General features: G+C 42.9%; 20 protein-coding genes. 11 read left to right on the top strand and 9 right to left on the bottom strand.

Features of this window, described 5'->3' with window-relative positions; all coding sequences use genetic code 11:
* Positions 1 to 19: 19 nt before the first annotated feature.
* The 5 genes from BM736_RS23085 to BM736_RS23065 all read left to right on the top strand — a co-directional run bounded on the left by BM736_RS23085 (position 20) and on the right by BM736_RS23065 (position 7,842).
* Positions 20 to 3,301 carry a S41 family peptidase gene (locus BM736_RS23085; RefSeq protein WP_076416632.1) on the top strand — a complete coding sequence of 1,094 codons (3,282 nt, stop codon included), beginning with the start codon at positions 20 to 22 and terminating at the stop codon, positions 3,299 to 3,301.
* Positions 3,302 to 3,687: 386 nt separating this feature from the next.
* Positions 3,688 to 4,854, top strand: coding sequence for an HlyD family secretion protein (locus BM736_RS23080; RefSeq protein WP_076416631.1), 1,167 nt, complete (start codon positions 3,688 to 3,690; stop codon positions 4,852 to 4,854).
* Positions 4,844 to 5,878, top strand: a complete 1,035-nt coding sequence (locus BM736_RS23075) for a DUF2955 domain-containing protein (protein ID WP_076416630.1) — start codon at positions 4,844 to 4,846, stop codon at positions 5,876 to 5,878. The genes BM736_RS23080 and BM736_RS23075 overlap by 11 nt, the downstream gene beginning before the upstream one ends.
* Positions 5,879 to 5,882: 4 nt before the next feature.
* Entirely contained in the window at positions 5,883 to 6,758 is an 876-nt protein-coding gene (locus BM736_RS23070) for an outer membrane beta-barrel protein (protein ID WP_076416629.1), read from the top strand.
* Between the two features lie 73 nt (positions 6,759 to 6,831).
* Positions 6,832 to 7,842 carry an AraC family transcriptional regulator gene (locus tag BM736_RS23065; protein ID WP_076416628.1) on the top strand — a complete coding sequence of 337 codons (1,011 nt, stop codon included), beginning with the start codon at positions 6,832 to 6,834 and terminating at the stop codon, positions 7,840 to 7,842.
* 14 nt (positions 7,843 to 7,856) lie between these two features.
* Here the strand turns inward: BM736_RS23065 and BM736_RS23060 are convergent, their stop codons facing one another.
* The gene (locus BM736_RS23060; protein ID WP_076416627.1) at positions 7,857 to 8,843 is read right to left on the bottom strand and encodes an HlyD family secretion protein; all 987 of its coding nucleotides are present in this window, start codon (positions 8,841 to 8,843) and stop codon (positions 7,857 to 7,859) included.
* Positions 8,840 to 9,289: a hypothetical protein gene (locus BM736_RS23055; RefSeq protein ID WP_083700497.1), complete on the bottom strand. Its 450-nt coding sequence runs from the start codon at positions 9,287 to 9,289 to the stop codon at positions 8,840 to 8,842. Before BM736_RS23055 ends, BM736_RS23060 begins: the two co-directional genes overlap by 4 nt.
* Positions 9,290 to 9,521: 232 nt before the next feature.
* Here BM736_RS23055 and BM736_RS23050 point away from each other — a divergent pair, with 232 nt between their 5' ends.
* The 5 genes from BM736_RS23050 to BM736_RS23030 all read left to right on the top strand — a co-directional run bounded on the left by BM736_RS23050 (position 9,522) and on the right by BM736_RS23030 (position 12,769).
* Positions 9,522 to 9,707, top strand: coding sequence for a hypothetical protein (locus BM736_RS23050; RefSeq protein WP_076416626.1), 186 nt, complete (start codon positions 9,522 to 9,524; stop codon positions 9,705 to 9,707).
* Between the two features lie 139 nt (positions 9,708 to 9,846).
* On the top strand, positions 9,847 to 10,056 hold the full coding sequence (locus BM736_RS23045) for a hypothetical protein (protein ID WP_076416625.1): 210 nt from the start codon (positions 9,847 to 9,849) through the stop codon (positions 10,054 to 10,056).
* 74 nt (positions 10,057 to 10,130) lie between these two features.
* Positions 10,131 to 10,721: a hypothetical protein gene (locus BM736_RS23040; RefSeq protein ID WP_076416624.1), complete on the top strand. Its 591-nt coding sequence runs from the start codon at positions 10,131 to 10,133 to the stop codon at positions 10,719 to 10,721.
* A gap of 274 nt (positions 10,722 to 10,995) precedes the next feature.
* Complete coding sequence (locus tag BM736_RS23035) at positions 10,996 to 12,102, top strand: AI-2E family transporter (protein WP_076416623.1); 1,107 nt, start codon at positions 10,996 to 10,998, stop codon at positions 12,100 to 12,102.
* A gap of 4 nt (positions 12,103 to 12,106) precedes the next feature.
* Positions 12,107 to 12,769, top strand: a complete 663-nt coding sequence (locus tag BM736_RS23030) for a potassium channel family protein (RefSeq protein WP_076416622.1) — start codon at positions 12,107 to 12,109, stop codon at positions 12,767 to 12,769.
* A 101-nt stretch (positions 12,770 to 12,870) separates the two neighbouring features.
* On the opposite strand, the gene BM736_RS23025 is transcribed toward BM736_RS23030, so the two are convergent.
* From BM736_RS23025 to BM736_RS23010, 4 genes are all read right to left on the bottom strand, one after another.
* Complete coding sequence (locus BM736_RS23025) at positions 12,871 to 13,347, bottom strand: hypothetical protein (RefSeq protein WP_076416621.1); 477 nt, start codon at positions 13,345 to 13,347, stop codon at positions 12,871 to 12,873.
* 142 nt (positions 13,348 to 13,489) lie between these two features.
* Positions 13,490 to 13,837, bottom strand: a complete 348-nt coding sequence (locus BM736_RS23020; protein ID WP_256717997.1) for a DUF3325 domain-containing protein — start codon at positions 13,835 to 13,837, stop codon at positions 13,490 to 13,492.
* Between the two features lies 1 nt (position 13,838).
* The gene (locus tag BM736_RS23015; protein WP_076416620.1) at positions 13,839 to 15,485 is read right to left on the bottom strand and encodes a PepSY domain-containing protein; all 1,647 of its coding nucleotides are present in this window, start codon (positions 15,483 to 15,485) and stop codon (positions 13,839 to 13,841) included.
* A 99-nt stretch (positions 15,486 to 15,584) separates the two neighbouring features.
* Positions 15,585 to 15,899 (bottom strand): hypothetical protein, encoded by a 315-nt coding sequence (locus tag BM736_RS23010; RefSeq protein WP_256717996.1) that lies wholly within the window; start codon positions 15,897 to 15,899, stop codon positions 15,585 to 15,587.
* Positions 15,900 to 16,616: 717 nt separating this feature from the next.
* On the opposite strand from BM736_RS23010, the gene hpf reads away from it, so the two are divergent.
* Positions 16,617 to 16,973, top strand: coding sequence for a ribosome hibernation-promoting factor, HPF/YfiA family (gene hpf / locus BM736_RS23005; protein ID WP_076416619.1), 357 nt, complete (start codon positions 16,617 to 16,619; stop codon positions 16,971 to 16,973).
* Between the two features lie 90 nt (positions 16,974 to 17,063).
* Here hpf and BM736_RS23000 read toward each other — a convergent pair whose 3' ends face one another.
* The 3 genes from BM736_RS23000 to BM736_RS22990 form a co-directional block, all read right to left on the bottom strand.
* Positions 17,064 to 18,995 carry a monovalent cation:proton antiporter-2 (CPA2) family protein gene (locus BM736_RS23000; RefSeq protein WP_076416618.1) on the bottom strand — a complete coding sequence of 644 codons (1,932 nt, stop codon included), beginning with the start codon at positions 18,993 to 18,995 and terminating at the stop codon, positions 17,064 to 17,066.
* A 15-nt stretch (positions 18,996 to 19,010) separates the two neighbouring features.
* Positions 19,011 to 19,631 carry an NAD(P)H-dependent oxidoreductase gene (locus BM736_RS22995; RefSeq protein ID WP_076416617.1) on the bottom strand — a complete coding sequence of 207 codons (621 nt, stop codon included), beginning with the start codon at positions 19,629 to 19,631 and terminating at the stop codon, positions 19,011 to 19,013.
* 287 nt (positions 19,632 to 19,918) lie between these two features.
* Positions 19,919 to 21,001, bottom strand: a complete 1,083-nt coding sequence (locus tag BM736_RS22990) for a M43 family zinc metalloprotease (RefSeq protein WP_076416616.1) — start codon at positions 20,999 to 21,001, stop codon at positions 19,919 to 19,921.
* Between the last annotated feature and the right edge of the window lie 265 nt (positions 21,002 to 21,266).

Here is a 21,266-nt window from a genome sequence, read left to right as displayed (position 1 = left end):
AATAAATAACGAGCCAATCATGAAACTTCGTCTTTCTGTTGCCTGTACTTTATTAGCGCTTGGCAGTCTAAGTGCTTCATCTGTTTTAGCATCTGATTCCACAAAGCCTGGTTATTACCGTGCTCCGGCCTTAAATGAAAATACCTTAGTATTTACGGCTGAGGGAGATCTGTGGACCAAGCAGTTAGGTCAGCAGCAGGCGCAAAGATTGACTAGCTTACCTGCTGAGGAGCTAGGGGCGACAATATCGAAAGACGGTAAATGGGTTGCTTATGTCGCCAATTATGAGGGAAGCCAGGAAGTCTATATTATCCCTATCTCTGGCGGGCAAGCCAAAAGAGTGAGCTTTGAGAATAGCCGTGTTCGCGTGCAAGGGTGGACAGCTGATGGTCATGTTTTATATGCCACGGACAATGCATTTGGCCCTGCTAACTACTGGGTACTGAGAAGTGTAAACCCTGATACGTTAGAAACGGCAGATCTGCCTTTAGCGGATGCTATTGAAGGCACTATTGATAATAAGGGGGAGTACCTCTACTTCACTCGCTTTGGTTTGCAAACCACAGGGGATAACGCCAAGGTTTATCGAGGTGGTGCAAAGGGAGAGTTGTGGCGTTTTGAACTCGGTGCTAAGCATGAAGCAGAGCTATTAACGCAGAGTCATATTGGCTCTGTGCGCCAACCTATGTTGTGGAATGATCGCCTCTATTTTGTCAGCGATAATGACGGCAATGACAACATCTGGTCTATGGCGTTAGATGGTAAAGATATTAAGCAGCACACTCAATTTTCTGATTGGCAGGTACGTGGTGCACGCATTGATAATGGTCGAATTGTATTCCAGCAAGGAGCTGATATTAAGCTCTATGATATTGCAGCGAATACCACTCGTAACTTAGATATTAATCTGGTTTCTGATTTTCCGCAGCGCCGTGTACATTGGGTCAATGATCCGATGAAGTATGCGACATCAACACACCTTGCTCCGTCAGGCAGCAAGGTGGTGATCACCGCAAGAAGCCACGTTGCAGTTGCTGCAACAGATGGCTCTCGCTTAATTGAGATTGCATTACCAGGTAGTAGTCGCATTAGAGATGCGGTGTTAAGCCCAGATGGCAAGTGGGTCTATGGTATCAGCGATGCATCAGGGGAGCAGGAGATCTGGCGTTTTGCCGCTGATGGTAGTTCCAATTCGAAACAGTTAACGGATAATGGCTATACATTACGTATGTCATTGAGTGTATCGCCAGATGGAAGGTACATTGCCAGTGATGATTATGATGGCAATTTATGGTTGTTGGACTTAAAGAAAAATCGCCATAAAAAGGTGATTACTGATGGAGAGGGATTAGGTCCCTATACCGATGTAATTTGGTCTCCTGATAGCCAATTTATAGCAGTGACCAAAGCTGAAATAGGTAAGCCTAGACCCCAAGTCGTGCTGTACTCTCTGGGTAAACAGCGTGCTGAAACGTTAACAAGTGATAAGTATGAGTCTTTCTCGCCAGCATTTAGCAGTGACGGAAATTGGCTCTATTTCCTATCTAATAGGCAGTTTAACTCTACACCAACCTCTCCTTGGGGCGATCGTAACTTAGGCCCTATGTTTGACAAACGCACCCAGATTTTTGCTCTGGCACTAGATAAAGATGCGAGGTTTGCTTTTCAAAAACCAAATGAGCTTTTACAAGCCCAGAGTGAAGACAAAGAGCAGGGCGAAGCAACTAAGGTGAGCGTAGATTGGAAAGGGCTGAGCCAGAGACTCTGGCAAGTCCCTGTTGCAGCTGGCAACTACTCGAACTTAACGATGAATAATGATGGTCTCTATTTTCTCGATCGTGCAGTGACTCGCGGAAGTAAACCAAGCTTAAAGTTAGTGAAGTTCAACCCACTCAACCCCAAAGTAGACACTTTTGCTAAAGATATTGCCAGCTATGGTATGTCGGCTGACGGGGAGAAACTATTTTTGCGTAAGTCCAACCATGGCGGTAAAGAGATGTTGATTGTTGATGCTGGCGATAAGCTGCCTAAAGAGCTCAACAATGCCAAGGTGAATATCGCACAATGGCAGCTTGCCATAGAGCCTAAGCTTGAGTGGCAACAGATGTTTGAAGATGCTTGGTTGATGCATCGAGATTCCTTTTATGACAAAAAAATGCGTGGTCTCGACTGGTCAGCAACCAAAGCTAAATACCAGCCAATGGTAGATAGATTGACAGATCGTCATGAACTCAATGATCTCTTTAAGCAGATGATGGGAGAGCTGGACTCGCTACATTCGCAGGTTCGTGGCGGGGATCTGGCTAAAGACAGTGAGATGGCCAAAGCCGCAAGTCTGGGAGCTCGCCTAAAGCAGACAGACAATGGCGTAGAGATAGCTCATATCTATCAAAATGACCCTGAGCTGCCATCTCAAGCTGCTCCCCTTGCGAAAGTGAGCGTTGATGCAAAAGTTGGCGACATTATTCTTGCGATTAATGGCAAGCAGATATCGAGTGTTGCTGATGTGACACGTTATCTACGTAACCAAGAGAAAAAGCAAGTACTGCTTGAGGTTAAGCGTGGTAGCAAAGTTCATAAGACTATTGTAAAACCAGTCAGCATACGCACAGATGCTAAGCTCAGATACCTTGATTGGGTTAATCATAACGGTACTAAGGTTAGTGACAGTAGCGAAGGCAAATTTGGTTATTTACACCTCTATGCCATGGGCAGTGGTGATATCGCCAGCTTCGCTCGTGAATTTTATGCTAACTATGATAAAGAGGGATTAATCATCGATGTACGCCGCAATCGTGGCGGTAATATCGATAGCTGGATCATTGAAAAATTGCTGCGCAGAACGTGGGCATTTTGGCAGCCAACACGCGGAACACCGAGTACAAATATGCAGCAGACGTTCCGTGGACACTTGGTGGTATTGACTGACCAATTGACCTATTCGGATGGAGAAACCTTCTCTGCGGGTGTTAAAGCTTTGGGGATTGCGCCATTAATTGGTAAGCAAACGGCAGGTGCTGGAGTCTGGTTATCGGGCCGAAATGGTTTAACTGATAAAGGCATGGCGCGAGTCGCTGAGTATCCTCAATATGCAATGGACGGACGTTGGGTGCTTGAGGGGAGAGGGGTGAGCCCAGATATAGAGGTGGATAACTTACCTTATGCGACCTTCACTGGCACTGACGCCCAACTTGATAAGGCCATCTCTTATCTAAAAGATGAGTTGATTAAGCAGCCCATTTTACCGCTTAAAGCACAGCCAATCCCATCAACTGGTATGGCTGATGATATTAAGGATTAACGAATAGATAGTCCTAATATGCAAGCTTAGACTTCCTCACCAGAAGTACTATTTTAGGAGGTTATCAGCCAAGCAGTTCCCAGGCTGATAACTTCCGTTTTTCTTGTTCTCCTCTGTATCACTCATTCCATATTCTCCATTTCACTTATTAAGAGCCCCACTTAAACTGGCGCGAAAGGGTAACTATTTACGCCTGTAAGACGTAAAAATAGCGGGTTACGACAACTTTTTTATATCGGGTCCTTAGGGATAAAATGTTGAATTGTGTGTCATTTGGGTTGTGCTTTTGTTAAGGTTGATTTGGTTTTTTAGTATTAAAAACAAGCTTGAAGTTGAATTTAATCGGTAATGAGTTGCATACTTTTTTGAACGGATAGGAATTGCAAATGAGTGAGAAAGGTGAAGGCAGTCAAACTACACACGATCAAGTAGAGCCAGCACAGACCTCGGTTGATGCTCCCAATGACGCGGGTGTTGATGAGAGTAAATCAAAGACGAATAAGATTAGAAAAGCCACTAACGCGATACTAATCATTGCAACTGTGATGTTTACTTTTCACCTTATCGCTGACCGCTTTATTCCATCAACCGATCTTGGCCGTGTCAGGGCGTTCGTTGTGCCTATTAGCCCTCAAGTTTCTGGAGAGATCATTGATATTTCGGTCACCCCTAACACCTTAGTTAAAGAGGGGGACTTATTAGCCAAAATTGACCCATTAGATTATGAAATAGCCCTTGAAACTGCTCAGCAAAAGCTTAAGCAGGCAGGCCAAAACATGGGAGCACAGACAGCAAATGTTGCAGCGGCTCAAGCTAAAGTGACCAATGCAATTGCTAATTATAAAAATGCCCAAGTTCAATCTAAACGTATTTTTACTATGGTCGACAGAGCGGTAATGTCTCAAGCTGATGCCGATAATGCTCATGCAGAGTTGACGAGCGCCGAAGCTGGGGTTGCTGCTGCAAAAGCAGACTTAGCGAAAGCGGAGGAGCGACTTGGGGCTGAAGGCGAGAACAATACTAATATTAAATCTGCACTACTCGCGCTACAACAAGCTGAGTTAAACCTACAAAGAACAGAGATACGTGCACCTACAGATGGCGGTGCGTCTAATTTTCGCCTCAAAGAAGGTGTGTTTGCTAATGCCGGACAACCCTTGATGACGTTTATCTCCTCTGAAGATGTGTGGATAGAGGCGTACTTTAGAGAAAACAGTCTCGGTAATATGCAGCCTGGTGCCGAGGTTGAATTTGCACTGGACTATGCGCCTGGCAAAGTTTTTAAAGGCAAGGTAGGAAATATTGATTACGGTATTGATTGGGGGCAGAGTGAGCAAACAGGCAAGCTAGCACAGGTAGCTGGCCAGAGTGGTTGGCTTAGACAATCTCAACGTTTTCCTGTAACGATTTTAATCACTGGTGATGAAACACAAGGGTTGAAGCGTGTAGGTGGTCAAGCCGATGTCATTGTTTACACCTCTGATGGTGGTCTGTTTAATCTATTTGGTAAGGCGTGGATACGTTTAGTGAGCTGGCTATCTTATGTTAGGTAGTGCCCCTACCGCGACAGAGGAGCAGATCTATACCCGTAAGGTACTGCGTTTTACATTAGGGATCGCGATATCCATTGCGATCTCTGCAGCTTTCGCTTGGCCGTTAGCATTTATTGTACCTGTGTTCGTTGCCAAGTTTTTAGTTGATAGACAGGAACCCACTAAACAAACCGTCTATGAGCTATTGCTTTCGATGATCTGCACCATCTTCATCGCTTGGATGGTGAGCTTTGGCCCTACACAGTATCCTTTTGTGTTGTTACCGCTTATCGCAATGGTGATGATGTGGGCATATTATCTTTTTAGTGATCCTAAATGGAACTTCTTTGCCACAGTATTGATCATTGCCATTTTATTGTTGCCTTACCTTGGGTTACAGCAGCCAGGAGCGGCACTCATGGTTGGGTTTGGGCTGAGCTTTTCTGGGGTCGTAGCTGTGGCGATATTTACGCTGTTGCACGCTCTTTTTCCTGATCTATCTGAGACACGAGAGCAACACCCAATGCCTGAGCAGTCTTCTGAAGATAGAGCCTATGAATCGTTTAAGGCGCTGATCTTAGCTTTCCCTGTTATCTGTTTCTTCTATTTACTTGAGATATCCGGTGCACTGCTCACCATGATATTTATCGCAATTCTCTCTTTGCAAGCTGCGGGAGATAAAAGTGTCAAAGTGAGCCTGTTTCTCCTCATCACTAATGGAATAGGTGGCTTATTAGCCATTGTTTTCTATAATTTGTTAGTGACAGTTCCAGAGCTTTCTTTCTATGTCATTTTAGCAAGTTTAGCCGCCATATTATTTGCGAAAAAGATCTATGAAGATCCAACTAAAGCACCATTATATGCAGCTATATTTTCTGCGCTTATTGTTGTCGTTGGCTCAACAGCGTCATCAGCTGATAAGGGCGTTGCTGAAAATTTCTATATGCGGATATTGCAGTTGATGCTTGTTGGAGCCTATATGGTTTTTGCCTCATTTTTTTTAGAGAGCAGAGACTGGCGTTTTTTAAGAAAAATTGAGAGGTAGGGATATGCAGCTCAACGCTAAGTTTAACAAGATATGGATGCCGCTATTGCTTGCGACTGGGTTAACTTTATCACCAATTAGCAGTGCTGATGAAAGCCGCTTTAAGATTGCAGTAGGCGGGTTTTACTCTAATTCAGACTCTGGCATGGATGTCACCAGCCCACTAACAGATAAAGAGTTTCAGCTTGATTTTGAAACTGATTTAGAGCTAGTTGAGAGTGAGTTTCTCCCTTTTGTTGAAGTTGCATATTGGTTTAACGACCAGCACGGAATTTACTTTGATTGGAAGCGTTTACACCGTGATGCAACCAATAAAAATATCACTGTACCCTATGAGTTTGACCACCCCAATCCAGATATTGATGAAACCTATTCGATTCAACTCGGCGCTGAGATCACTACCACATTCAATGTCGACATTGCGCGTATTGGTTATGGGTATGACTTTTATAAAGATGATCAATGGGATCTGATTTTTACAGCGGGCCTCCACGTAATGTGGTTAGAGCTGGGCTTTGAGGGTGAAATAGGGGCTTGTGTTGATGATAATTGTGGCATTGTAGATGTTGACCCGGATAGTGTCGTGTTTACTGATATGACAGCGCCGCTTCCCGACCTTGGCTTACTGGCTCATTATCAATTTGCTGATAGCTGGAGTGTGACTGGTCATGCCCAATATTTTTATATAAAAATTGATGATATTAAGGGTGAGCTTATCGATTTAAGTGGTGGTATTGAATACAATTTTGAAGGTAAGTTTGCCGCAGATTTATCCTATAAATACTATAAAGTGACAGCTGATATAGAAGGTCAGCACACGACAACCAGTATTCACTATGGCTTTCATGGCCCTATGCTAACGCTATCTTATGAGTTTTAATCAATAACAGTTTGAAGCTAAACCTGAAAAAGCAGGTTTAGCTTTATTGTTTTAGCCTCTATTGGAGCGCACAATGCCCGCCGCAAACCCTGCTCAGCTTGTTCCTCTATTTAATGCAGAGTACACAGTTACCTTAGTTAATCAGTTAAGAAAACTGGATAGAGATATCTATCCGCTTATTTCAATGGCTGGGCTACCTGAGAATATTTTAGATACCGAATTTGATTTTGTACCTGAAAATGCTGTGATCAATTTGCTTGAGCTTATTTACGATAAAGCGGGGCAAAAAAAATACGGTGAGTTAATTTGGTATGCCTGTCGAAACGTTTTTATTCCAAGGTACATTAGCCGGATAGAGTCAGGTTCGACATTAAGAGAAGCGCTCAATACGTTTATTGAGTTTATGAATACGGAAACCACTCATACGAATGTTCAGCTCAGGCATTTAGTTGGCCGTAATTGGTTTATACGCGATCGAAGGCAGAAGATAGAACATAGTCATCACCTTGCAGAGCAGTTTGCACTGATCTTTATGGTTGAACTCATTCGCGGTCTTACTCACAGTGATTGGGGACCAAGAGATATAGTAATGCGGTATAGCAGTTCTCAATCAATTAAAGATGCGCTTTTACTCAAGCATACTCAATTTTTTACTGAGCGAGCTGTTTGTGCTATCAGCTTAACTGATCTCGAACTCCAGCAGGAGGTGAAATTGAAAGTAGGCTGGGTCCAAAAGAAACACCAAGATCCAGCGTTAGCCCCTTCACTCTTTTTACACTCTTTTCGTGATGCGATTACTCCCTATATCTCAATGGGGCGTTTACCTATAGCGCAAGCTGCGATCATTTTAAATATAAGTGTGCGGACGTTGCAGCGCCGACTAGCGGCAGAAAATGTGAGCTATTCTGAAGTCGTGGATAAGATTATCCAGTCGCAGGCCATGGAGCTTATGGCTGACTTTACAATCCCCGTCACTCGAATCTCGTCAACCTTAGGCTACTCAGATGTTGCACATTTCTCTAGGGCTTTTAAGCGCATGACTGGCCACTCACCACGTGCTTACCGTAAAATGCTGATTCAATAGATTGAAACTATTCATTAAAATGCACCTAGAAAACTCTTCATCGCTTTAAGTCTAAGCGTTGCAGCTCCTAACATATCTATTGGACCAAGCAGCGTGAATGGCTTCTCAGTAGATATCCAGGCCGAGCCCCTTGCACCAACTGGGATCTCTATGCTCTCTGGATCGTTAAATTCAATCAATACAGTACGGCCAATATTTTTTCCATTGTTTACAAGTTGCTGAGCAACTCCCTGCTCTTGACTACCATGATTCCCTCTCGCCTCACCTGTGGCTAAGGCGAGTGAATGTACCCGGCCTCTGAAAATGTGTCCTGGGTATGCATCGACATAAAACTCGGCGAACTGACCAGGTTTAACTCGAGCCCATAGTTGATCTGGGATCCGCATCTCTAATATTTTTGTCTCAGTATTCCATAACTGAATGTTACCTACCCGTGAACCCTCTGCTGTATCTAGTCGGGTAACGGCTCCTGTAAAGGGAGCTCGGATCTCAAGTTGACTGAGTTCAAACTCTGCCTGACTAAGTTGCGCGTCGAGTGATTCTTTTTGAAAGTTAAGTTCAACCAGTTTAAGTTCAATAGTCTCAATATCACGCTGTGCGACTGTCCCTTCAAGCTGTGTAAGACGATTAAGATCAGTTTCTGTTTGAGTAATTTGAGTGGTAATAACGCCCGTATCGGCTTTGAGCTGATTAACATTGTTTTGCTCCTCTTGGCTTTTCAAGGTATAGAGCAACTGGCCTTTTGTTACTCGCTCATTATGGCCAATGTAATATTTGTCAATCGACTCAGTGATGGGACTAAGAACTGCTGTCTGTGCGCGAACAACTGAGGAGTCGGTGAGATCAATAGGCGAATAAAAGCGGTGAGCAAAAAAAACGGCAACATTGATTAAGACTCCAAGAATGGTCATGGTGGCATAATTCGATGTAGTCTTTTTTACGACTCCAGTTTTAATGAGTATCCAACAGATAAAAATATAAGGATAAAGTAGCTCTTTCACTTTTTAGTACTCCTATTGAATGCGTTATATATCTTTTCCCAATCAGTGACCACGATCAGAGCTGCTGCTATCCATAACCAGTTATAGAAAAAACCTAAAGTACAGAGCCAGAAGATCAGCTTAGTCTGACCTGTATGCGCGGCGTACTTTTTAGGTAAACAGTGCAGTTTCCAGTAGCCCCATAGCGCTAGACAGATGGTGACGATAAGCATCATGGTTAATGCGCCGATAAAGACCTCTGTATCGAGTAGCTTATGTTTAAGTACAGAAGTCGTTGTCCAGTAGTCATCAGGTATATTTTTATGGTGAATAGTAAAACCTGATGACAGAGCAAATGAGCCGGCGACTATCGCAACTAAACCGAGGAGTATATAGAGCTTAAATTTATGCTTTTGAAAGATACTGCTTCTTTCTCTGGCATCATTAGTTAATGATTGAGTTGTCATAATCCTCTCTTACAAAGTTAGATCCTGTTGAGTAAGTAGAATATTGATCATTGGAATACTTGAGTTACCATTTGACGCCAAGTTGATGTAATAGTATTTTCGATAAATGTAAGTGAGCTTAGGCTTTCTGCTGCCTATCATGATGAAATGGACTCTCCCAGCTGTCATCAAATGGTAACTATCAAAATTATAAGCACTCTATACTACAGATAATTTCTTAGTGGGAGGCATTATGGGACAAGCAGTCATTGTACTTATCTTCTCAACCCTATGGATTGTTTCAGGCACATTAACCGCCATCATCACTGGGCTGATTTGGGGGGAGTTGATTTTTTTGACCTCACAAAGTGCTGTAATTATTGGCTGGTGGAAGAGTGTGAGAAAGATAATGAAAGAATATCGCGCACTTACTCTTTAATATCGGTTTTCAAAATTAGCATGACAAATACCTGTGGCGTGAGATGGTAACTAATATTGTTTTATATAAGTTAGTATTTACAACATAGCGTTCAAGGTGCTCGTCAGATACTTATTTTTAGCTAGTATTAAGGTGACATATGAAATGGAGTGTCGCCATTAAGCTTACTTTTGCAGTATTGCTTACCGTGATTATCTCAAAAGCAATTGCTTATCCTAGCTTTGATATTGAAAGTCAGGATACTCAGCAAGATCTAGTTTGCAATTATGATTGTCACAACGAGGTAGAGGTTATAGTCCAAGATGAGATTGTAGCTGATAGCTTACGTAATCAATTTGGTGTGCGTTAACGTTGAACATCAACAATTTTGTGCAGTATGCAGTTTATTTTGCACGTTATTTTTACTCAGTTATAAGGTGTATTATGAAATTTAATCTTTCAAGTTTAGTTAAAGCTGCTGTTATCACTATTCCGCTTGTATTAACCGGTTGTGCAACGGGAAGTACGCCAGAGGCGAAAAAAGCCAATGCGCGCCAAGAGATAGATAATGCATTACAGGAGATCTATAGTGAGCACAAAGGTGCTAAGTCTGCTGTGGCAAGTTCAGTGGCTTATGTGACTTGCACTGGTAGTAACAGTTATTTGTTTGCACTTTCGACAGGTGGTGGAGTGTGCGTGCTTAATGAAAAGGGAGCCATCTCCTATTATCGCTTCGCTACAGGTGGTGTCGGTGCAGGTATAGGGTGGAAGCAGGTCGCTTTTGTTCAAGCTTTTATGAATAGAGAAGCCCTGAATCGCTTTAAAGAGTCAGGCTATGAAGGTCAAGCACAAGCAGAAGCAAGTGCTGAGTATGAAGGCAGTGGCGATCAAGCATCTGCTAACCAGTCAGTTGATGTTTCCGGTGTAAAAACCTACCAAGTGAACTTAATGGGAGCGGCTGCTCAAGCTACCGTACAGGGCTATAAGTACTGGAAGACAGACTTCACTGATGACTTTATCGAGAAAGAGGGTTAACCCCATCTCGAATAAATTAGGGCGCTTTTTAGCGCTCTTTTTTTTGCCTTAGCTAAGCTATAGCCTGGAATTATATTAGAGGTCATTAACGCTTTAATAGAGTAATTATTCGATTACTGTGAACTGTTTGTTGTTTTTGGTTAGGGTTGGCTTTATCTGTTTAATGGTTGTAGGTTATTGATTTTATATTGCCTTTATATTGCCTTTCCTATAGTTTTAATTTAAGTGGTTGACCAATTGTTAACAAGTAAGCATGTATATTAATGGAGCTAAAATGAGTGGACAGCAGAGTGACACATCACAAGTTTTTACTAAGCAGGCGGTCGATGCAGCTATTAAGATAGCGGTGATTTTTTTGGTGGTGATCTGGTGCTTTGAGATAGTTAAACCTTTTATCATGCCAATTGTATGGGGGGGGATCATTGCGATTGCGCTTTCTCCATTAGTATTAAAATTAGCAAGTAAAAGTGGTTTAAGCTTAGGTAAATCCAGTGCCTTGGTGACTGTGCTATCTCTTGCGCTATTGTTAGTGCCAACTTTTTTATTTTCTGGTGCCCTTGTTACAGGGACTCAAGATTTTATCGGGGAGGTGCAGGAGGGGACATTTGTCATCCCGTCGCCAAAGGAATCGGTTGCCGATCTGCCATTGATTGGTGACAAGCTATACCAATTTTGGGACAAGTCCTCGACGAATTTAGATAGCGTCGTTAAAGCACATGCTGAAGAGATAAAATCTGTTGTTTCTAAAGGAGCCTCTGCGCTTGGTGGCTTTGGGATGACCGTGCTTCAATTTGTTATCTCAATTATTATTGCTGGGGTGTTTATTACCAATGGCAAAGGGGCAAGCGAAGTTTTCCATAAAATCGCAATAAGGCTAGCGGGCTCTCATGGTGAGGAGTTCTCAGTACTATCTGTTGCTACGGTACGCAGTGTTGTTCAAGGGGTTATAGGTGTTGCACTAATACAGTCTATTTTGTCAGGAATAGGCATGGGGTTAGTTGGGGTTCCTGCAACTGGGATTTGGATGTTAATCGTGCTGTTATTAGCGATAGTTCAGCTGCCACCAATTCTTATATTAGCACCGATTATGGCCTATGTTTTCTCTGTTGAGTCCTCCTCTGTGGCAATCATGTTTATGGTGTGGGGCATACTGGTGAGTGCTAGTGACGCAATCTTAAAACCTATGCTGATGGGCCGTGGTGTTGATATTCCTATGCTAGTTATTCTCATCGGTGCTATTGGCGGTATGATGCTATCGGGCATTGTGGGCCTATTTGTTGGCGCTGTTGTACTGGCGCTTGGTTATAAGCTATTTATTGCCTGGATTGATAGTGAGCCTGACTCAGTGGATGAGGAAGAGATTCAAAGCGAGGCTAAGTAGCGGTATGAGCAGGAAGCTTTCCCAAGAAGATAATTTCTCTTATCTTCTGTTATCACTTGTTTTTTTACTTCTAGGCTCGGCAATCGCCGAGCAACTCTTTCACGGTGGTCAGATAATGATCGTCGCAACCACCGTGATCTGTCTGTCTGTGGCTGTTATCGGGATTGGTAAAGACAAGCTCTGGTATCGAAATGGTTTAGGTTTTTTGTTATCGATAGCTGCTCTATCTGCATTAGGCTCAATGATGGAAACCTTAAACCTAGACCTTATTACCCTGTTTTCTATCTTAGGTTTTCTATTGATGTCGATGTGGACAGCTGCAAAACAAGTGCTGTTTAGCGGTAAGATCACTGGTAATCAAATTATAGGTTCAATCTGTATATTTCTTTTGATGGGGCTGATTTGGGCCATCATGTATTTGATTAATATTGAGCTATTTGGACTTGCATTTAACGGCCTAGAAGTTAAGCCTTGGACTGATAACTTTACGAGTGTGATCTATTATAGTTTTATAACACTAACAACAGTAGGTTACGGGGAGATCTCTCCAGCGTTACCTGTGCCTCGAGCGCTGGCATATATGGAAGCGATAGCAGGGCAATTTTACATGGCTATTCTTGTCGCAAGTTTAGTTGGCGCTAAGATGTCTCAGGACAATGAAAGCTAGCACTCGCTTTTATTAAATAGAGCGATAAAGGGCGAGCTTTCTATATTGATACTGCGTCTTGTTGTAAGTGTACTGGAAGCTAAACAGTGGCAAGACTAGCTCTATTCATACCACTCTTGTGCATCTTGTGAAGCTTGTGCATAGGCTTGCATAGCAGAAACATTTTGCTGCTGAGCTTTATTGTCTACGACTGCGGAGCGTGCTTCATCGTTATTTGATAAATAATAGGCTGTAGGCGCTGAGATGTTGTTGCTATTACCTGTCGCCATTCCAGCTATATCTGAATAGACTTGATATTGAGCTTTAGCTTTACGGAACTCAACGTAGTCATCGACCTTTTCGCCTTGGTTAGGCAAGTTGGGAGTAACAGGGAGTGTTTCTGCATCTTTACTTGTCATGGGAGGCTGTTGAGACAGTGCCAGAGCTTGAGCCGACAGTGTCACAGTATCGGTTATGTTAGGTAAAGGCGAGCCTGTAGCAACTTGAGCTTGATTTGCAGCCGTGACAGCCTGGTTTACACTCGATGGTGCAACGGGAGTCGTATTTGCTGTGTACGGTGTGTTTGAGTGAATCTGCATATCAGCCTCTAATCTGTCTGAACTTGTCGCTATTGTACAAGTTATAAACTGAATAAAGGCTGAACTTGATCAAAACTCGACGTTTTATTTGGTAGCTAAAGCTAATATTCGCAGATAAATAGTCTCATTTAGAGAATAGCGATTAGAAAAAAGATATGCCTAAGAAAGCCAGCATGCTTATAAAACTTAAAAGCATATACACAGGTAAGCTTTTTGCCTTATAGCTTAAGGTTAAAATGATCAGTAGACCTGCGGGCGCCATCGCTCCGACAAAAACAACACTGCCATATGCGACACCTATATTATTAATAGAGAGCAAAAGTGTTGACCCCAACAGTAGCCAACCTACCCAATAAAACAGACGACTTTGCAATGTTGTAGGCGAGGTGGAAAATGTGTCTCTATAGTGTGAAAACATCGCTAATGCTAGACAACCAAACGCGATATAACTCATCAGCAATATGCTAAGTATCATTGGGCTTGTGATCACATTAAGCTCCTTTGGTGGCATTTAAAGCCACAACTTGCTTGTCTCTAGTCGGTTTTGCATTTTTTCGCGCAGTGCTAGGGCGCTGTTTTTTTCTTTCAAAGAGCACTGTTCTGCTAATCGCAAATAGCAGTGTTACTCCTGTGACAATACATAGACTATCGAAGCCAACTAAGCCCCACTGTTGATCTATGATATTGTCGAACAGGCTAACACCGGATGTGAGCGCATTAAGTATGGGCAGGCCTAAGAAGCTTATTGCACCAAGCCCAAGTACGACTCTCCAGCTTGCTAAAGAGCGGTTTTTCCAAGCGATAGCGGCAACCACTACAAGTGTGATGAAAAAGCTATGTACCTCCCAATCACTTCTATTGTTTGCCCCTGCAGGAATAAGTCTATTGGCGTAGAAGAATATCGCGGTAGCTAAAGGTAAACCTGCAATAAATGTTAGATTGAGTCCCTCTACAAGCCTAAGGCCTAGGCTCTCTTTCAGTCCTTTCGCTAACTGTTTTTGTTGGCTTTGGCGGATTTTAATTGCCCAGAGCAATGCGCCAGTGGTTATCATTGCGCAGCCGAGTAATCCACAAAAGAAGAAGAGTGCGCGCAAAATAGGTTCTGCAAACCTTGCTGTGTGCAGAGATATCATGGTGTCATAGGTTGCATGAGTCGCTGTTTTCTCCAATGGCGTCATAACGACTAACTCACCAGTAGCACCACTGAACACCATTTGAGTGCGTTTGTCTGTCAGGTCTTGTTTGTTATGACGATAAAAGCTAATTCGGCTGTTAGCATCATAAGGGTTGGATATCACAACTTGTTTAATTGGCGCTTCTCCCCAGTAACTTTTTACCTTAGGAAGTAAACTTGTAGCATCGATAAGCTTCGCCTTTGTTCCGCTGGCTTTAGTTTGGATCCTGGCAGGATTTAAATCGGAACGAAAAGCTCTATTATCACCATCGTAATTTGTTTCTACTCCCCATGGCATATAGATGAACATCAAGGTCATCAGCCCGGTATAGGTGATCATTAAGTGGTAGGGCAGTGCTATGACGGAGCTGACATTGTGGCCGTCTAGCCAAGAGCGGCTGCCTTTATTGCGTCTAAAACTGAATAGATCTTTAAAAATACGCTTGTGAATGACAATGCCACTGATGAGGGCTAGTAACATAAACATGCTACAAGATCCGATCACCCAGCGCCCTGCAATCGTTGGTAAATAGTGCAGGTTGAAGTGCAAACGATAGAAAAAGTGTCCCCCTTTTGATTCTCTAACGTCAGTAATCATCTCGCTGCTGTTGGTTTTCGATATATGCTCGACAAACTGACCTCTTCGCTCACCTTTGGCAGGTTGTGATTGCCAGCCAAAACTTAAATAAGGTTTACGCTCAGTCGGTAAGTTGATCCGCCAATCTCTAGCACCTTGTGCGTGAGCATTTAAATAGTTTTGACCTGTGCTTATCTGCTTTTCAAGTTCACTCGCTTGGTAGTTTTGGAGTGTACCTGAGTGTAATTCTGGCTTGACCCATAAATTCATCTCATGGCGGTAATAGCTTAACGTGCCAGCAAAAAAAACCAGTAACAACAGCCAGCATACAAGCAGCCCAACCCAAGTATGTAGCCAAGTCATGGTGCGAAAAAAGGTATCTTTCATTATTTTGCCTAAGGAGAGTTGGTTATTATATCGAGATCAAGCAATAGCTTGGCTTGCTTTTAAAAATGCGAAGTAAGAATAATTTGGCTATCGAGTTAACTAAAATAACTGAGTTAAAAGAGATATGACTAAGCTTAACCCCAATAACTCTAACCAAGCTTGGAGGGAGCTGGCGACGCTAAATGCTCTTATTGCTGCTGCGGCGTAAAAACCGAACGAAAGCATGGTTGCTATTAATGTTGCGTCAACCAAAGGTAAGGGCAGGGCCGCTGCGATAAAGCTGCATAGCGTTGCAGCGAGTATGTAACCGCCAAAAATAGCTGCCGTACTTCGTGATATGACAGTGACATTATAACTATCACGTTTGCTTGTGACCGCTTTACCAACCCAAGATCTCACTTGCTCTATCGTCACTATTCACTAATCCCAATTTATCTTTCTATCCATTTATCAAAACGGAACATCAAAATGATATGAATAATGTTACTCCAACAAGTTGCCCATGATAACTATTTTCATTCGTATTTACGTGTAAATCTTCATTTAGAGAGCTATTTCACATTTATAAGATATTGATTTGCGGAGCTGCTTGGCTAAGTGTGCTGCTGATTGAGTAGTCTGAGCGACAGGACTTGTTAACTAGTGGCCAATTTTTACTCCAGAGACAAGTGTGATGGTTTATGCTTAGGCTTAACAGCCCTGTAATATTCACTCATTTATCTGTGGAATAATTCGACGCTTTGCCTATTTTTATGACGTTTACCTTAGTTTTGTCTTAATTTTAGACATTGAATATTGACGGTGCTTGCTTTTAGGAAATATGAGGAGTAAATATGAATGTAAGCAGATTAGGGGAAACATAAGAACTCGTGGCGTGTGCCAGTTGAGTCAAGAATGAAATGAAAAAGTCCGCACGACATTGAATTTGTCAGCATTTTTATTGTCTATAGTCGGTACTAGTACAGTAAACGTTAGAATAGATACAGAGCTGAGAACGGCAGATTGAGTGGGAAAATACAGAGTAGAAACGCGTGGCAGAGAAAATATCAATAATTTTTTCAAATTAGCCCTTGTGTTTTAAACCATCAATCCCCAGTTCTATTATTGAAGTAATTCTTAAAAGGAAAACCTATGAAAATAAATCTTTCTGGTCACCACGTAGATGTTACAGATTCAATCAAAGAACATTTGGACGAAAAGTTTTCCAAGATCGCAACCCACTTCCCGACACTCATCTCGTTAGATGTAACCATCTCAAAAGAGCATGGAGAGTTTCAGGTTGAGTTACGCACTAATTATGAAGGTAGTCGAATTTCTGCATCGGGGAAAAACGATGTAATGTATCCGGCTATTGCGGCTGCAAAGAAGAAGCTCGATGCAGCGCTTAAGCACCGTAAAGGTCAGCTAAAGGCTGATAAGCATGAAAAGCCTGTCAGTACTACACCAGAAATTGCCCATGAAATCATTCAGGATATGAAGTTAGTTTAGGCTGATAAGTAAAAACTGTTTAAATAAAAAAGCCACCGCAAGGTGGCTTTTTTGTGTTTTGAATATGACTATTCAATAGCTAGCGCCAATTTATCGTTCATCACTAAGCTCATTCATCTGTTTTTCATAGCCTTTTGGCGGTGGTGTCCAGCCGCGTTCAACTTTAGCTTGTTCATCAAAACTTTCACTTTTCATCGCTTTAGCTATAGCGGTTTCTAGCTCGATAAATAGCTCTCTGAAGTGAGTGCTGTATTTACTGTCTTCACTATTTTTCTTCCACATCTCATAGAGGGAGTCTTTATAGCAAAGCTCTAGCTCACGTAGTGTCGCTTTTTTCTGTTCAGCTTTAAACGGATGAACGCCAAGGTTTATGAGCGCTTCTTTACCTAGCTCTAGTGCAGAATGATAGGTTTCACTAACAATAAAGTCAGCGCCGGCATGCTTTAGCTCAAAATGATGTCCTCTATCGAAGGCACGGGCAAAGATTTTCACCTTAGGGTAGGTATGCTTGATATATTGCGTCAGTTCGACAGCACGTTCATTATTGTCGATAGCAATGACTAACATCGCGGCATCTTCAATGCCCGCGGTATGAAGTAAGTCTGGTTGCGTGGCATCCCCATAAAAACTCTTCACATTAATTTTTCTTAGGTTCTCAACTTGAGATACGGACTGATCCAATACCACTGTTTCAATCTTATTGGCGCGTAAAAAACGGTTTACCATCTGACCGAAACGGCCTACACCAGCGATGATAACAGTGCCTTTTTCTGTGATTTCATCGGCTTCACGATCGTTTTCACTGATGGTGTATCTAGGTAAGATCACCTTGTCGAAAAAGATAAACAGACCCGGCGTTAGGAACATAGACAGGGCAACCACTAAGGAGAGCATCTGAGCCAGTTCGGTTGGTATAACATGGTTTTGCACTGTGTAGCTAAGCAGTACGAAGCCAAATTCTCCCGCTTGGGCTAAACTCAGCGCGAATAACCAGCGGTCACTACTTTTTATTCTAAAAATAAAAGCCAACAGAAACAGGACTAAGGCTTTGACTAGCATGACTGCAGCAGTGATACCTAGAACCGGTCCTATATTGCTCGCAAGTACATCAAAATCTATACCCGCCCCTACTGTGATGAAAAACAGCCCCAGTAAAAGTCCCTTAAAGGGTTCAATATTGGATTCAAGCTCATGGCGAAACTCACTGTTAGCCAGCACTACGCCGGCTAAAAATGTGCCAAGGGCAGGTGATAGGCCAACCAAACTCATCAAGGCTGCAATACCGATAACGAGCATCAGCGCCGTGGCGGTAAATATTTCACGTAGTCCCGAGCTGGCCACATAACGGAATAAGGGGCGACTTAGGTAGTGACCACCGATGACAACAATGGCGATGGCGAGCAACACTGTGATGCCATATGCCCAGCCAGGAAGTCCTGCAACGAGCGACAGCTCCTCATGATGTTCTGCTGCTTGGCCAACAAGGCTTTGAGCCTTTTCAACTAATTCAGGCAGAGCCAGTAGCGGAATAAGTGCCAGCATAGGGATCACGGCAATATCTTGAAATAGCAGCACTGAAAAAGCGTTTTTCCCACCTTCGGTTTTAGTGAGGCTTTTTTCGTTGAATGTTTGTAACACGATAGCAGTGGATGACAGAGCGAAAATAAGACCGACCGTCAAGGCTACACTCCAAACGAGGCCAAACCAGAGCCCTGCAGCCGTAATGACAGCAGTAGTGAGGCCTACCTGTAACCCACCTAAACCTAATAGCTTATTACGCATCCCCCAAAGCATGCGGGGTTCGAGCTCTAAACCAACTAAAAAGAGCATCATTACCACACCAAACTCAGCAAAGTGTTGCAATGTATTGGTTTCACTTCCTACTAAGCCCACAACGGGGCCTATCACGACCCCCGCAATCAGGTAGCCCAAGACAGAGCCGAGCCCTAAGCGTTTAGCTAGAGGTACGGCTATCACTGCAGCGCAAAGGTAAATAAAGGCTTGAATAAAATAAGCGGTCATAATAAATACCTTCTCCTAATGTGATTCGGCTTCTTGCTCTGTAGGTCGCATAAGTAAAGGCCGTGAAGCCGCATTTTCTAAGTCTAGAGTATCACTCGCTAATGCAGATAAAAGCTGGCTATATGTTTGAACATGGGCTGGGATCCGTCCCTCTTCTTTGGCATTTCGACTGCTAAATAGCACTAAGGGGGCAAGGTATTTCATGCCTGTTAAATTGGCCGTTTGTTCTATCGGGTGCAGTAATTCACGGATAGAGAAGTGATTGTAGCCTTCGTGCTGGTAGGCATGTTCGCTGCCGCCTGCAGTGGTGGCGCAAAAGAATACTTTGTCTTTTAATGCTGTGCCGCCTTCACCATAGGCAAAACCATACTCTAAGACTAAGTCTTGCCACTGCTTTAAGATGGCGGGTGTCGAATACCAGTGCAGTGGAAAAAGAAAAACGATCACATCATGGTCGATTAAACGTTGCTGCTCTTTGTCAATATTAATGTGAAAAGTAGGGTACTCTCGGTAAAGGTCCACTGCTGTTACGTCAACATGCTCTTGGCTCGCTTTAAATAGTAGCCTATTAACCTCCGAGCGCTCTTGGGAAGGATGGGCGAATAAGACTAAGATTTTCTTTCTTTCCTCGGGCATAACAGATCCTTGTGTGAGGGGAGCTAGCGCTAATATCAATTGGTATAAGTTAGCATAGGCAGAAAGATGTTCGCACTTATTTGAGAGTGGATATGCTTACGCTTTAATCTTGCTATGACCGAATGGCCAGAGTTTTAACGTTTAATCTATTTGGCGGGTATTTCGCTGCGATAGTTATGAAGGGGTATTTGAGCTGTATTGTTGAGTTGGTCTGTTCTTTATCATATTTTTATTGTTTTGCTCACTAGCCATATCGGTGGCCAGTGAGCGTGTCATAGGCTTGCTAATTAGTTGGCAACGCCTGTTGCTGATAGGTTCGATGCAGACCAAAGGCTTGCGCGTGAAGAGCTGTTTAAACCATTAATCATGCGATCGACCTGATCTTGGGTAAAGTTGGCATATTGATCAGAATAAGCCATAAAGTTTTGCCAATTGATAGTCTGCCCCATGCAGTTAAGAATGCCGCCATCACCTGGGTTCATCTGCCAACTATTTTGCTGTGGTGTATCGCAGGCTTCATCGCCTGTGCGTGAACAGCGCTTAGCCGCACCTCGTTTGCACCCGCCTTCGAAGGTATGAATCAAATCCATAAAGTGACCAAACTCATGGGTGAGTACTGAGCGAAAATTCTCATCGGTATTGGTGCCTAAATACGCGCCGTTATATGCCACACGTGCTAAACCATCATCAGACATTCCGCTATCAGGGTACCAAGCAACTCCTGAGTTGTTCGTGACGCCATCGGCATACAAGTCATTTTGAATGTAGACATTCATATACTTGTAATTATCCCAGTGATCATTTTTCACATCTGAGCTTGAGTAGTTCCCCGCGCCTGATGACTCTGGGTGATAGATTATTCCAGTCGTTGGGTTGCCGTTGGGATCAATACCAGCGAGGCGAAACTCAATATTGAGGTGGTCTTTTACACTTTGAAACTCAGGGTCAATATCAGCATAGTCGGCAGTTTGTCCTTGAAAGTCCTCATTGGTCTTATAGAGCGCATCGATAATGACTGCATCATTGACTGTATCGCCATTATGCACTGTGCCATATACATGAAATACCACAGGGACGATATAACTTGGTGTTGCTGATATTCCCATAATATAAGAGGTGTCACTACTATCCTGCGAATGAGCATTTCCCTGCGCCGCTTGAGCGGCGCTTTGTCTTGCTGAGTGAACGTTCGCTATTTTTTTATGTCTGGCTTGGGCTTCAATCAAGGCTGATGGAAAGTTTTTGTAGTGCTGAGCGTTGGTTTCTGCGGCTTTACAGTGATGATCTGAAAACTCTGGTTGTTTGGCATGTGCCAATGATGTTGCTGTAACGGCAGCAGCGAAAATTGAGAGGGTTATTTTATTTATCATTGTGTTGTCACTCTTATTATTAATTTAGGGTAGTTAAGCAAACGAACCTTGAAGGGCCCTGCCTAATGAGCTGGATGACAACATTATTAATCATTACTCAAACTACAAATGGTAAATAAGTAATTAAAATAAAATATCCAATATTTAATATACCTGTATGGGTTGACTTGTAAATAGACGATGTAAGCAAATTGTAAACAACTATGGTTGTGACCGTCTTAGGAGAGTCGGTAGTTAGTTGGTATTTGTTTGATACTATTAGATA

Origin of the sequence: Shewanella sp. UCD-KL12, assembly GCF_001957125.1 — a bacterium.
Taxonomy (GTDB): Bacteria; Pseudomonadota; Gammaproteobacteria; order Enterobacterales; family Shewanellaceae; genus Shewanella.
This window is presented reverse-complemented; position numbering and strand designations above follow the sequence as displayed.